Below are 13,708 nucleotides of genomic sequence, written 5' to 3'. Positions count from 1 at the left end.
GAATTCCCAAACCTTGGGAGCTCCGGCGCTGCACCGGAAGGCTGAATGCGACACAACCGGAAATATCGGCCGTCAGCATTCCGTACATACGAGGAATGAGCCATCCGTGCAAGGGAGCGTCGCACGGCGGTCACAGTCGGCGAGTTTCGCACTTCCGTCATTAAGGAGCGATTAACCCTGTGGTTCTATTGCGATAAGAGGGCTGCTCGGAGGCACGAAATCGGTGGCGAGCCGCACAAATCGACGGGTTTTGCTGGGAGGCGTGTTGCTGTGCATCGCGGCATTGCCGTGTGCTGATTCCTCGCGCCTCATTGCTGCGGAAAGCCAGCTGCAACCCGCTGTCGCGGCAGCGAGTTTTCCAGTCGCCTCGGCCGCCCGACTGGCCGGCGATGGCAAGCAGACCCGCTTCATCCTCGATCTCGACCGGACCGTCACCTTCCGCGCCGTCACGCTGGCCGACCCCTACCGCGTGGTGGTGGACGTGCCGCAGGTCAATTTTCAGCTGCCCGCCGGTACCGGGAGCGGGGGGCGGGGGCTGGTCAAGGCCTTCCGCTACGGGCTCGTCATGCCGGGCGGCTCCCGAATCGTGTTCGACCTGACCGGACCGGCGAAGATTGCCAAGTCCTACGTGGTCGAGTCCGCCAACGACCAGCCGGCCCGGCTTGTGCTTGAACTGGAGGAGGTCGATCGCACCGCCTTCGTGTCATCGCTTGCCCCCGAAAACCGACCCCAGCTGCGACCCGCGATCGCGGAGTCGCCGCCTGCCACGGTTCCCGCCGCGGCGGCTCCGGAAGCCGCGCAGCAGAAGGCCGACGGCCGTCCGGTGGTCGTGATCGATCCCGGCCATGGCGGCATCGACAACGGGACGCAGTCGGGCGGCGAGAGCGAGAAGAACCTGGTGCTGGCTTTTGGTCTGGCGCTACGCGACAAGCTGGAGAAGGCCGGCAAATACCGCGTGGTCATGACGCGGGACGACGACACCTTCATTCCCCTCAATGACCGGACCAAAATCGCCCGCAATCTCAAGGCGGCTTTGTTCGTCTCGATTCATGCCGATGCGCTGCCGCGGGCCGAGGGCGATGCGCAAGGCGCGACCATCTATACGCTCTCCGACAAGGCGTCCGACGCCGAGGCCCAGAGGCTGGCGGATGCGGAGAACCGCGCCGATGCGATCGCCGGCTTCAACCTCGCGGAGGAGCCGACCGACGTCGCCGACATCCTGATCGACCTCACGCAACGGGAAACCCGCACGTTTTCAAACCGTTTCGCCCGCCTCTTGATGGGTGAAATGAAGCAGACGGTGCGGATGCACAAGCATCCCCTGAAGTCAGCCGGCTTCCGGGTCCTGAAGGCGCCGGATGTGCCCTCGGTGCTGGTCGAGATCGGCTATGTCTCCAACAAGGGCGACCTCGAGCACCTGATCTCCGAGGGGTGGCGGTCCAAGGCCGTCGGCTCGATGGCGCAGGCGATCGACGGATTTTTGACCAAGCGGATGGCCACAGCCGGGACTTCGAACTGAAACGGTTTGTCCCTCCCGACCCGAAGGCCCTAGTTTGGCCACAGCGGACGCTTTATAAAAACCCCGCACAGGGTTCCGGAATCGGCGAGAATCCTGTTCGGCAAGCGTCTTAGGTCCGGCATTGATGTGATTGCGTAAGCCGGTGAATTCGCGACGTGAGGTTGGCGCCTGATTGGGGCGCCAAGGGGCTGATACTGGGCTGATCCAGAGTTTGAACGGATAAACAGATAATGCGCTTGCTGGTGCGGTTCATGGGCTTCCTGTTCGCCGCGGGAACAGTGCTGTTCCTTGTCGGTGTCGGGGCCGTGGCAGGCCTGATCTGGCATTTCTCCAAGGACTTGCCGGATTACTCCCAGCTTCAGGATTACGAGCCGCCGGTGATGACCCGCGTGCACGCGGTCGACGGTTCGCTGCTCGGCGAATACGCCAAGGAGCGGCGGCTGTATCTGCCGATCCAGGCGGTGCCCAAGCTCGTGATCAACGCGTTCCTCGCGGCTGAGGACAAGAACTTTTACGAGCATGGCGGCATCGACTACACCGGCATGGCGCGCGCCGGATTGCTTTACCTGCAGAACTACGGCTCCAACCGTCGTCCGCAGGGTGCGTCCACGATCACCCAGCAGGTCGCCAAGAACTTCCTGCTCACCAACGAGGTCTCCTTCGCCCGCAAGATCAAGGAAGCCTTGCTGGCGATGCGGATCGAGAAGACCTATTCGAAGGACAAGATCCTCGAACTGTACCTGAACGAGATCTATCTCGGCCTCGGTGCCTACGGTATTGCAGCCGCCTCGCTCGTCTATTTCGACAAGTCGGTGAACGAGCTGACGGTGGCGGAAGCGTCCTATCTGGCGGCGCTGCCGAAGATGCCGGCGACGTTGCATCCGGTTCGTAACCGCGATCGCGCCATCGAGCGCCGCAACTACGTGATCGACCGTCTCTTGGAGAACGGCTGGATCAAGCAGGCCGACGCCGACAAGGCGCGCAAGGAGCCGCTGGCCGTCACCAGCCGTTCCAACGGCGCCCACACCTTCGCCGGCGAATATTTCGCCGAGGAAGTCCGCCGCGACATCTTCGAGCGCTACGGCGAGAAGAAGCTCTACGAGGGCGGCTTGTCGGTTCGCACCACGCTCGATCCGAAGATCCAGGTCATGGCGCGCAAGGCCATGGTCGCCGGCCTCGTGAACTATGACGAGCAGCAGGGTTATCGCGGCGCCATGAGCAAGCTCGATATTTCGGGCGATTGGGGCGTGAAGCTCGCCGAGATCAAATCGCTCTCCGACATCTCGCCGTGGCGCATGGCGGTCGTGCTGGAGACCAGCGATCAGTCGGCGCGCATCGGCTTCCAGCCGAGCCGCGAGCTTGGCGGGGCCGTCAGCAAGCAGCGCGAGACCGGCATCGTCACGGTCGACGGCGTGCGCTGGGCGCGGGCCGCGCAGGGCGGCACGAAGGGCAAGACGCCGACGGCGGTGTCGCAGGTGCTTCAGCCCGGCGACGTGATCTATGCCGATCCGCTCTACAAGGACGGCCAGCCCGTCGAGGGCCAGTACCGGCTTCGCCAGATTCCGGAAGTCTCCGGCGCCATGGTGGTGATGGATCCCTGGACCGGGCGCGTGCTCGCGATGGTCGGCGGCTTCTCGTTCGACCAGAGCCAGTTCAACCGCGCCACCCAGGCCTATCGGCAGCCGGGTTCGTCGTTCAAGCCGATCGTCTATTCGGCCGCGCTCGACAACGGCTATACGCCCTCGACCGTCGTGCTCGACGCGCCCATCGAAATCGATCAGGGCCAGGGCGCCGGCGTGTGGCGGCCGGAAAACTTCTCTTCGGGCAAATTCCAGGGACCGGTGACACTGCGCAACGCGTTGAGGCAGTCGCTCAACACCGTGACTGTGCGGCTCGCGCAGGACATCGGCATGCCCCTGATCGGCGAATATGCCCGCCGCTTCGGCGTCTATGACGAGCTGCCGAACTATCTCTCCTACGCGCTCGGCGCCGGTGAGACCACGGCGATGCGCATGGTCACGGCCTACTCGATGCTCGCCAATGGCGGCCGCCGCGTGAAGCCGACGCTGATCGACCGCATCCAGGACCGCTACGGCCACACCATCTTCAAGCACGACCAGCGCGAATGCCGCGGCTGCGATGCGCCCGGCGGCTGGAAGAACCAGGCCGAGCCGCAGCTGATCGACCGCCGCGAGCAGGTGCTGGATTCCATGACGGCCTACCAGATCACCGAGCTGATGGAAGGCGTGGTCCAGGCCGGTACCGCGACCGTGGTCAAGGAGGTCGGCAAGCCGATCGCCGGCAAGACCGGCACCACCAACGAGGCCAAGGACGCCTGGTTCGTCGGCTTCTCGCCCGACGTCGCCGTCGCCATCTACATGGGCTACGACAAGCCGCGCGCGCTCGGTAAGGGCAACGCCGCGACCGGCGGCCATCTGGCAGCTCCGATCGCGCGCGATTTCCTCAAGCTCGCGCTCGCTGACAAGCCCGCCGTTCCGTTCAAGGTCCCGGCCGGCATCAAGCTGGTCCGCGTCGTCTCCAAGACCGGCATGCGCGCCGGCCCCGGCGAGACCGGCGGAACCATTTTGGAGGCCTTCAAGCCGGGCACGGCGCCGCCGGATAATTACTCGGTCATCGGCGTTGCCGACGCCGACGGGCGCGGCGGCGGCATGCCGGCCTCGCAGCAGCAGCAGCCGGATTCCGGCTTCTTCATGCGGCCGGGCACCGGTGGGCTGTACTGAGGCTCAGAACAATAGGGACGTTATTCGCGTCAGCGGTTGCGCTTTGCAGCCGCCGCCGCTACATCCCCACTTCAATTGCACGCGGGATTCCGCGACACCAGAGAACGACATGCGCGCCGAAATCGAACGGTTGGTAGAAGAGATCAAGCAGTCAGTCGGGCTGCTGAGGAGGCATCTTTGACGTCGAGAAATCGACGGCGCGCCTCGCTGAGCTGAACAAGCTCGCAGAAGATCCCAATCTCTGGAACGATCCCCAGAAAGCCCAGAAGCTGATGCAGGAGCGCACCTCGCTTGAGGATTCGCTCTCGGGCATCGGCAAGGTCGAGCAGGAGCTCGAAGACGATATCGGCATGATCGAGCTCGGCGAGGCCGAGGGCGATGACGGCGTCGTTGCCGAAGCCGAAGCTGCGCTGAAGAACCTCAAGAAGGAAGTCGCGCGGCGCGAGCTCGAGGCGCTGCTGTCGGGCGAGGCCGACCGCTTCGATTCCTATCTCGAAGTCCATGCCGGCGCCGGCGGCACCGAGAGCCAGGACTGGGCGCAGATGCTCTTGCGCATGTACACGCGCTGGGCCGAAACCCACGGCTTCAAGGTCGAATACCTCGAAGAGTCCGAGGGCGAAGAGGCCGGCATCAAGTCGGCGACGATCCAGGTTTCCGGGCACAACGCCTATGGCTGGCTGAAGACGGAAGCGGGCGTGCATCGCCTCGTGCGCATCTCGCCGTTCGATTCCAACGCGCGGCGGCATACCTCGTTCTCGAGCGTGCAGGTGTTCCCCGTCATTGACGACAGCATCAAGATCGACATCAAGGAATCCGACGTCCGCACCGACACCATGCGCTCGGGCGGCGCCGGCGGCCAGCACGTCAACAAGACCGAATCCGCGGTGCGCCTCACACACATTCCGACCGGCGTCGCCGTGGTCTGCCAGGCCGGCCGCTCCCAGCACAAGAACCGGGCGCAGGCCTGGGACATGCTGCGCGCGCGGCTTTACGAGATCGAGCTGAAGAAGCGTGAGGAGAAGGCCGCCGCCGACCAGGCCGCCAAGACCGATATCGGCTGGGGGCACCAGATCCGCTCCTACGTGCTGCAGCCCTACCAGATGGTGAAGGATCTGCGCACGGGCGTGCAGACCTCCGACACCTCGGGCGTGCTTGGCGGCGATCTCGACGAGTTCATGGCCGCGACGCTGGCGCAGCGCGCCTTCGGCACCACCGCCGGCGATGTCGAGGACGTGGACTAGCCATGCCCCGCGTCGCCTTCATCGGGCTTGGACGGATGGGCCATGGCATGGCCGGCCGCTATCTCGATGCCGGCTTCACGGTGACGCTGTGGAATCGCAGCAAGGCCAAGGCGGAAGACCTGATCGCGCGCAGCGCGCATTGGGCGACCTCGCCCGAGGATGCCGCGATCGATGCCGATGCGGTGGTGACCATGGTGGCCGACGATGAGGCCTCGCGCGCGGTCTGGCTCGGGCCGAAGGGCGCCGCCAAGACGGCGAAGGCCGGCACCATCGCTATCGAATGCTCCACCGTCTCCTATGACCACGCCCGCGAGATGGGCCGCGAGCTGAACGCGCGCGGGCTGATCTACATCGATTGCCCCGTGACGGGATTGCCGGACGCGGCCGCGGCCGGGAAACTGACGCTGCTGGTCGGCGCAGATAGCGCCGATCTCGAGCGCGCACGGCCCTATCTCGAACCGATCGGCTCGACCATCCGTCATTTCGGCGCGGTCGGCTCCGGCACTGTCTACAAGCTCATCAATAATCTAATGGGTGCGATCCAGATCGCCGGCCTTGCCGAGGGTCTCGCCATCGCCGAGCAGGCCGGGCTCGACATGAACCTCGTGCTGGACTCGATCCAGGCGGGCGTGGCCGCAAGCCCGCAGGTGCAGCGGCATTCGAAGCGCATGGTTGCCCGCGATTTTTCCGGCGCGACCTTCACGGCAGCGCTCCGGCACAAGGATGCCGCCTACGCCGTGAAGCTCGCCGAGAGCCTCCTGGCCGGCAAGCCGCTGGTCGCACGTGCTGCCGTCGAGGCCTACGCGCAGGCGAAAGCCGCGATGCCGGACGACGATGAAGGCAAGATGATCGAGCTGGTGTCGCGGCCGAAGAAGCCGTCCTAGCCGGTACATCCACATGGGGCGGCCACGTTCGGCCTAGCTCTTCCGCACACGGAAATTCCACACTTCATCGGAAATCGGGTGGCTCTGCCTGCCGCGCCGTACTAGGCGGCAGGCTCGGCCGCCGAGATGAGACACATGCCCCCGAACGACAACCGGATCGACGCGCGAGACTGGTCGCTGCTCGCGGTGCTCTCGGTGCTGTGGGGCGGCTCGTTCTTCTTCAACGGCGCTGCCTTGCGGGAATTGCCGCCGCTGACGCTGGTGTTTTTGCGTGTCGCGCTTGGCGCGGCCATTCTCGCGCCGTTGCTCCACATGCATGGGATCGGCCTTCCCAAGAGCCGGGCGGGCTGGACGCCGTTCGTCGTGATCGGGCTGCTCAACAACGTCATCCCGTTCTCGCTCATCGTGATCGGCCAGACCTTCATTCCGAGCGGGCTGGCGTCGATCCTGAACGCGACCACGCCAATGTTCGCGGTGGTGGTGATGGTTGCAGCCGGCGAGGAGGCTTTGCAGGTGCGCCGCCTGGCTGGGGTGGCATTGGGCCTTGCGGGCGTGATCCTTCTGCGCGGGTGGGGCTTCGAGACAAGGACGGGGCAGGGGGTCGGCATCCTGCTCTGCCTTGGCAGCGCACTGAGCTATGGCTTTGCGGCGCTGGCGGCGCGGCGATTGCTGAAGGACGCAGCGCCGCTCGGGACAGCCACGTTTCAACTGATGGCATCCACCGTGATGATGGCGGCCGTCGCCGGCGTGGTGGAGCAGCCATGGCAGCTACCGCTACCGCGCCTCACGACCTGGCTCGCCGTGCTTGGCCTCGCCGCGCTCTCGACCGCGCTGGCCTACATCGTCTTCTTTCAGATCGTGCGGCGCTCGGGCGCGAGCAATGTCATGCTGGTGACGCTGCTCATTCCCGTCACCGCCATCCTGCTGGGGTGGCTGGTGCTGGGTGAGCCGATCTCCAGCCGCGAGATCGCGGGCGCAATCGTCATCGGCAGCGCGCTGCTGGTGATTGACGGGCGTGCAGTCGGCTTGCTGCGTAAGCTCCCGGCCGCCAGTCGCTTCTCTGGCTCTCGGGAAGGCCTGCGCTTGGGAAGTGAGAAGCGCGAGGCTAGCCCGCGCTGAGACGCACGCCGGCGCGCAAGAACTTCTGCGGATCCACCGCCTCGCCCTCAATGCGGGTCTCATAGTGCAAGTGCGGACCGGTGGAACGGCCGGTCGAGCCGACGAGCCCGACGACCTGGCCGATCTTCACGACCTCGCCGACCCTGACATTGATCTCGGAGAGATGGCCGTAGCGGGTCGAAAGCCCGTTGCCATGGTCGACCTCGACCATGCGGCCATAGCCGCCGGACCAGCCGGCAGAGACCACCTTGCCGTTGGCGGTGACGCGAACGGGATCGCCGCTCGCGGCACGAAAGTCGAGCCCGGTATGCATCGCCGGCCGTCCGAGGAAAGGATCGCTACGCACGCCGAAGCCGGAGGTGAACTCGACCTCGCCGATGACGGGCTTGCGGTAGGGCACCAGCGCCAGCGTGCGGTTGAGACGGTCCATCTCGGCGCGCGTGGTGTTGATGCGATAGAGCTGCTTCTCGAACGGGCCGGCATTGGCCGTCAATTTGACGGGTACGAACGGTCCGCCCATCGCGGTGCGCGGCACGGCGGCTTCGAGATGAGCAAGGTTCAAGCCGAGATCGCTGACCACGCCGCGCATCCGGCGCATGCGTGAATCCATGCCTTCCTCGACGGCGTTGAGCGTCGCCATCTGGCGCCGCTCGACCTGATCAAGCGAAGTCGTGAGCCGGACAAGGACGTTGTCGAAGCCCTGGTTCTTGGCGAATTGGCTGGTCGGCGGCGCCGCGACGGTCGGTGCGCGCGATTCGAGGCGCGCTTCGCGATCCGGCGGCGCCACGAAGATGACGGTGTCGCTGATCGGCGACGGCTTTGGCGTGGTCTGTCTCGAATCGCCGCGCTGCGGGGCGGCGCGGGGAATCGAGCCGGTCACGTCGGGCATGGCCCCGAGCGCCGTGGCCCGGGACTCCAGCGCCGTCTGGCGCTTCATGATCTGGTCGAGCTTCTGGTCGAACTGTTCCTGGTCGAGCAACTGCCGGCTGGTGGTGCGGTCGACCTTGGCGCGCAGCTCGGCGATGCGGTCCTCATAAGCGTATTGCATCTCGGCCTGGCGGGCGATCAGCCGGGTCAGGACGTCATCACGGAACGCAAAATAGGTGGCCGTCGCTGCCGACCACAGACCGAGCAGCACCACGGTGCCGACCACGATCCAGAACACCACGGGTCCGAAGCGGACCTGCTTGCCGGCATGGACGATGGTGTAGGCGTCGTCGGTGGCGGGCAGGGGAAGCGCGGTTGCCGTCGCCGCGGCGGCCGGACGGCGCAGGAAGGCCCGTCCGTGGTCGTGTGGATGATGCTGGGGGTACTGCGAGTATTGGGCAGAACTTTTCGACATCGGCACTCCCGCGCCGGTCGGATGGGTTCCTTGCGGCCTAATTGCCGCAGCAATCTGGGCTGGTCATGGTTAATTTTCCGGAAACGGGAACACGCGAATTTAACGGACTGGTTAAAGGCTTCTTGCCGCCTCCAGCACCTCGTCGGCATGGCCGTCGACCCGGACATTGCGCCAGACCCGGGCCACCTTACCGTCGGCCCCGACCAGTATCGTGGTGCGAAGAATCCCCAGGAAGCTCTTGCCATACATGGATTTTTGGCCCCAAGCGCCATAGGCTTCCAGCATCTCATGCCTCTCGTCCGAGATGAGGGGAACGCCGAGCTTGTGCTTGTCGCGAAACTTCTCCTGGGCCTTTAACGGATCGGCGGAGATGCCGAGCACGGCAGTGCCGGCGGCAGCAAAGGCGTCGGCCAGGCGGGTGAAGTCGATCGCCTCCCTGGTGCAGCCGGGCGTGTCGGCCCGGGGGTAGAAGAACAGGACGAGCTTTCGGCCGGCATAGTCCGCCAATGTGACCACGTCGCCGCCGTCGCGAGGCAGGCGGAAAGCGGGAGCCTTTTGGCCCTCGGCCAAGCCGGGCTTCGCCGCAGCGGGCGGGGAGGCCGATTTGGATGACTTTAACTGTTTCGATGCGGCCTTATGTGATCCTGCTTTTGCTATGGTCCCGGTTGATTTGCTTGCCGGTGTCCGCTGTGTTTTCGCGGACCTTGCTTGAGTCGATGCCCGCGTTTTTGCGGTCTTCGTTTTGGCGGTCGGGCTGCCGGAGGACGTTTTGGACGATTTCTTTCGGGATTTCTTGGACATACGCCTTCCTTTCGACGCTTTCGGCGGGTCAACCGAAGCGGTATTGCAGCTCTCGTCCGGCGTGCCGGAATCGCGCCCTCGGCTGGGCAAGTCTGACGACGCCGGAGTATGGTTACAAGGAATTCCACGCACCACCCCACTGCTCGTTGAACGCGCTCCCGGGGCGAAATGACGAACAGCAGGAATATTCGAGGTATGGCGGCAGTGCCGGCGCAGGGAGCTTCACCTCCCGCGAACGGCTGCGGTCCCGGCGGCGCTCAATCCTATGACGGGCGCCTGTATCGAGAGGCAATGGCAAGGAATACGTCGCCCCAGGACTACAACCGGGATTTCGATCGGCGCGGCGGCCAATATGAGCCGCAGGAATGGGACGACGCCGACTGGGATCCGGATCAGGAAGCGGCGGCGGGCTATCGCGCACGCCGGTTGCTGGCGCGTTCCGGTTCGGGCTTCCATCGCTTCGGTGACGGATTCGGCGCGTTGCGCCGCCGGGTGGGGGGCGGTCGCTGGCTGAAGCGCATGGCCGTGGTCGTCGGTACCCTGCTCGTCATTTTCGTCGGCTGTTTCGGTGCGCTGTGGTGGCGGCTCGGCGCCGGTCCGATCAATCTGGACATCGCAACGCCATGGCTGGCCGCCGCGATCGAGGACAATATCGGCCACGGCAACACGGTTGAGATCGGCGGCACCCAGATCGAGCGCGCCGGGCGGGTCCGCATCGCCGTCCGCATCCGAGACATCATCGTTCGCGATCGCGATCACGCCATCGTCGCCAGCGCGCCGAAGGCCGAGGTGAAGCTGTCGGGTGCGGCCCTCCTGATGGGGCACCTGCGTGCCGAGAGCCTCAATCTCGTCGATGCCGAGCTCGCAATCCGAATTGCGCCTGACGGCACCGTCACCGTGTCCGCCGGCGACACCGCAAAGCCGCTGGCGACCGGCGTCGCGTCCAAGAAGGACGCGGGCCTGCCGCCGACGTTCCCGCGCACCGGTGTCCCACCGCCGCCATTCGCGACCGTGCCTGCGAGCCCGGAGGTATCGCAGGCCGCACCGCAGGCGACCGCGCAGAGCGGCATCCTTCAGGGCCTCGACTGGCTCGACAGTCTGAGCATGACCGGCCTCGACGGCCAGAACCTCAACGAGATCGGCCTGAAGAACGGCAATCTGATCGTCGACGATCAGCAGCGCGGCAGCAAATGGTCGTTTGAGAACATCACGCTCAGCCTGCGCCGGCCGAGCCGCGGCGGCGTCGCGCTCAGCCTCGGCGAGGAGGGCGCGCACCCATGGATGCTGCGCGCCACGATTGGCCCGGCCGAGAACGGCGTGCGCTCGGTCGACATCAAGGCCGACAAAGTCTCGACCTCCAACATCCTGTTGGCGCTGCGGGTGAAGGACCTCACCTACACCGCCGACCTGCCGCTGACGGGCGAGCTCAAGGGCGAGCTCGGCCGCGACGGCGTGCCGACCTTCTTCCGCGGCAAGATCACGGTCGGCGCCGGCAACATCATCGACACCGACACGCCCGACTATCCCATGGCAATCGACTCGGCCGAGATCAATGTCGAGTGGGACGCCAACCGGCGCGTGCTGGTCGCACCGTTCAAGATTCTCTCCGGTGCGAACCGCCTGACGCTGCTGGGCCATCTGGAGCCGCCCAACGGCACCACCAATGATTGGCAGCTCGGCTTCAGCGGCGGTTCGATCCTGCTCGGCGGCATCGACAACGAGCCGCCGCTCGTCTTCAACCGCATTGCGATCGGCTTCCGCTTCGACACCGACCACAAGCGAATCTTGCTGACACAGGCCGATGTCTCCAACGGCGAGATCGGCGTTGCCGGCACCGGTGCCATCGACTATTCCGGCGAGCCGCGGCTGACTCTCGGCTTTGCGGGAACGCCGATGTCGGCCTCCGCCTTGAAGCGGATGTGGCCGACGCTGATCGTCCCCGAATTGCGTGAATGGGTGATTGAACGGATCGAGCGCGGAACGCTCCAGCGCATCGAGATCGGCGTCAACTCGCCGACGAAGAACCTGCCGCGCAAGGGCCCGCCCATTCCGGACGACGGCCTGTCGGTGAACATCGTAGCGAGCGGCGTCGCGGTCCGCCCCGTGGATGGCATGCCGGTGGTGCGCGATGCCGATTTGAAGGCGCGCGTGACCGGGCGTACCGCGACCGTGAACATCGGGCAGGGCGTTGCGGATACGCCCGCGGGCCGCAAGGTCACGATCTCCGACTTCGTGTTCGAGGTGCCCGACATGGCGCCCAAGCCGTCGCCATCGCGGAGCAGGTTCCGTGTCGAGGGCCCGGTGCCTGCAGCCGCCGAAATGCTCGCCAATGACCGGCTGAGCGATCTGTCGGCAACAGTCGTCGACCCCAACACCAGCAAGGGAACGTTCTCCGCGAACATCCAGCTCGGCATGCCGGTCAAGGGCGAGCTGACCAAGGCTGACACCACTTATGCCGTCACCGCCGAGCTCAACGGCTTTGCCGCCGACAAGCTGGTGATGAACCAGAAGCTGGAGGCCAACAACCTCAAGATCGTCGCCAACAATCAGGGCTATCAGGTCAAGGGCGACGTCAAGATCAACGGCCAGGCGGCCGCGCTCGACTATCGCAAGCCGGCGGAGGGCGATGCGGATGTCAGATTGCAGGCGACGCTGGACGATGCCAGCCGCGCACGTCTCGGCTTCGATCTCAGCCCCGCCGTCAGCGGATCATTGCCGATCAAATTGTCGGGCAAGATCGCGAGCGGCGCGGATCAGACGACGAAGCTCGGCGTCGAGGCCGACCTGACCTCGGTCAGGCTCGACAACATCCTTCCCGGGTGGGTCAAGCTGCCGGGCAAGTCCGGCAAGGCCACATTCAAGGTCGTTCCGACGGCGCAATCGACTCGTTTCGAGGACATCGTCATCGAGGGCGGCGGCGCCTCGATCAAGGGCTCGCTCGAGGTCGACGCGAACGGCGATCTCATGAACGCGAACTTCCCGACCTACGCGCCGTCCGACGGCGACAAGGCGTCGTTGAAGGTGGACCGTAGCCAGGACGGAGTGGTACGCGGCACCATGCGTGGCGACGTATTCGACGGCCGCGGTTTCCTGAAATCGGCGATCTCGGGCAATTCCAAGGACGACAAGAACAAGCTGAAGAACGTCGATTTCGATATCGACGTGAAGCTCGGTGCGGTCGCCGGCTTCAACGGCGAGGCCATGCGCAGCGTCGATGCCAAGATGTCGAAACGCAACGGGGCCATCAAGGCCTTCACGCTCAGCGGCAAGATCGGCCGCGACACGCCGGTGGCAGCCGATCTGCGCGGCGGCCGCGCGCAGGGCAACCGTGAGGTGATCTACCTCCAGACCAACGATGCCGGCGCGCTGCTGCGCTTCACCGACACCTACACCAAGGCGGTCGGCGGCCAGATGGTGGTGGCAATGGAGCCGCCGACCTCCGAGCCGAACACGGCGCGCGAGGGTCTCATCAACGTGCGCGACTTCACGGTGAAGGGTGAGGCACAGCTGGAGCGCGTGGCCGCCGGCGCGCCGAACGGGACCGGAAACGGCGTCTCCTTCAGCGCGCTGCGCGCCGAGTTCACCCGGCAGAACGGCGCGCTCACGATCCGCGACGGCGTGGTCAAGGGGCCGATGATCGGTGCCACCATCGAGGGCTCGATCGACTATCCCGGCAACCAAGTGTGCATGAGCGGCACCTTCGTGCCGATGTATGGCGTGAACAACATCTTCGGCCAGATCCCGCTGTTCGGCATCTTCCTCGGCGGCGGCAACAATGAGGGGCTGATCGGCGTGACCTACGAGGTCGTCGGCACGCCGGCCGCGCCCGTGATGCGCGTCAACCCGATCTCGGCGATGGCACCGGGCCTGTTCCGCAAGATCTTCGAATTCAACACCGGCAAGCAGAACTCGCCGTTCGATGAATTCCCCTCGCAGTCGAACGACGGCTCGACCGGATCGACGCGCCAGCTGTCGAGCGGTTGCAGCCTCGCGCGGCGATAGCTTCGAAGCACGTTGTAGTTCGTAGCCGATCAGATTCGATTGCAGCCACGAAGTGAGGT

7 protein-coding genes and 1 pseudogene are annotated in these 13,708 nt (G+C 65.4%); 6 read left to right on the top strand and 2 right to left on the bottom strand.

The genetic code is table 11. The features are described 5' to 3' along the window. Window positions 1-223 precede the first annotated feature (223 nt). From CVM73_RS24295 to CVM73_RS24275, 5 genes and pseudogenes are all read left to right on the top strand, one after another. Window positions 224-1,519 (top strand): N-acetylmuramoyl-L-alanine amidase, encoded by a 1,296-nt coding sequence (locus CVM73_RS24295; RefSeq protein ID WP_100234374.1) that lies wholly within the window; start codon window positions 224-226, stop codon window positions 1,517-1,519. 230 nt (window positions 1,520-1,749) lie between these two features. Next, entirely contained in the window at window positions 1,750-4,260 is a 2,511-nt protein-coding gene (locus CVM73_RS24290) for a penicillin-binding protein 1A (RefSeq protein ID WP_100234373.1), read from the top strand. 109 nt (window positions 4,261-4,369) lie between these two features. Then, a protein-coding gene (gene prfB / locus CVM73_RS24285; protein ID WP_100234372.1) for a peptide chain release factor 2 occupies window positions 4,370-5,501 on the top strand; the annotation gives its coding sequence in 2 pieces (ribosomal slippage) (window positions 4,370-4,438 and window positions 4,440-5,501; 1,131 coding nt in all). Next, window positions 5,486-6,385, top strand: a pseudogene (locus CVM73_RS24280) (NAD(P)-dependent oxidoreductase); the annotation flags it as partial. The gene prfB and the pseudogene CVM73_RS24280, both read left to right, overlap by 16 nt. Before the next feature lie 135 nt (window positions 6,386-6,520). Beyond that, window positions 6,521-7,504: a DMT family transporter gene (locus tag CVM73_RS24275; RefSeq protein ID WP_100234370.1), complete on the top strand. Its 984-nt coding sequence runs from the start codon at window positions 6,521-6,523 to the stop codon at window positions 7,502-7,504. Here CVM73_RS24275 and CVM73_RS24270 read toward each other — a convergent pair. Both CVM73_RS24270 and CVM73_RS24265 read right to left on the bottom strand, forming a co-directional pair. Then, window positions 7,491-8,846: a M23 family metallopeptidase gene (locus CVM73_RS24270; RefSeq protein WP_208639239.1), complete on the bottom strand. Its 1,356-nt coding sequence runs from the start codon at window positions 8,844-8,846 to the stop codon at window positions 7,491-7,493. The two genes, CVM73_RS24275 and CVM73_RS24270, sit on opposite strands and share 14 nt — an antisense overlap. A 111-nt stretch (window positions 8,847-8,957) precedes the next feature. Continuing rightward, window positions 8,958-9,647, bottom strand: coding sequence for a peroxiredoxin (locus CVM73_RS24265; protein ID WP_100234368.1), 690 nt, complete (start codon window positions 9,645-9,647; stop codon window positions 8,958-8,960). 195 nt (window positions 9,648-9,842) lie between these two features. On the opposite strand from CVM73_RS24265, the gene CVM73_RS24260 reads away from it, so the two are divergent. After that, window positions 9,843-13,649, top strand: a complete 3,807-nt coding sequence (locus CVM73_RS24260; RefSeq protein WP_167407023.1) for a DUF3971 domain-containing protein — start codon at window positions 9,843-9,845, stop codon at window positions 13,647-13,649. The last annotated feature ends 59 nt before the right edge of the window (window positions 13,650-13,708 follow it).

Source organism: Bradyrhizobium forestalis (assembly GCF_002795245.1).
GTDB lineage: Bacteria > Pseudomonadota > Alphaproteobacteria > Rhizobiales > Xanthobacteraceae > Bradyrhizobium > Bradyrhizobium forestalis.
This window is presented reverse-complemented; position numbering and strand designations above follow the sequence as displayed.